The 224-nt window shown below is 61.6% G+C and carries 1 pseudogene; it reads left to right on the forward strand.

Annotated features, from left to right (window positions below):
• Window positions 1-224: pseudogene (locus tag HMPREF3138_RS27200) on the forward strand (phosphoenolpyruvate carboxykinase (ATP)); the annotation flags it as partial.

Genomic DNA, 224 nt, shown 5'->3' on the forward strand with positions numbered 1-224 from the left:
CAGCTGATCGGCGGCACCTGGTACGGCGGCGAAATGAAGAAAGGCATGTTCTCGATGATGAACTACCTGCTGCCGCTGAAAGGCATCGCCTCGATGCACTGCTCGGCCAACGTGGGCGAGAAAGGCGACGTGGCGGTGTTCTTCGGCCTGTCCGGTACCGGCAAGACCACCCTCTCCACCGATCCTAAGCGTCAGCTGATCGGCGATGACGAGCACGGCTGGGA

The sequence above is a fragment of the Serratia sp. HMSC15F11 genome, from assembly GCF_001808215.1.
In the GTDB taxonomy this organism is placed as follows: domain Bacteria; phylum Pseudomonadota; class Gammaproteobacteria; order Enterobacterales; family Enterobacteriaceae; genus Serratia; species Serratia nevei.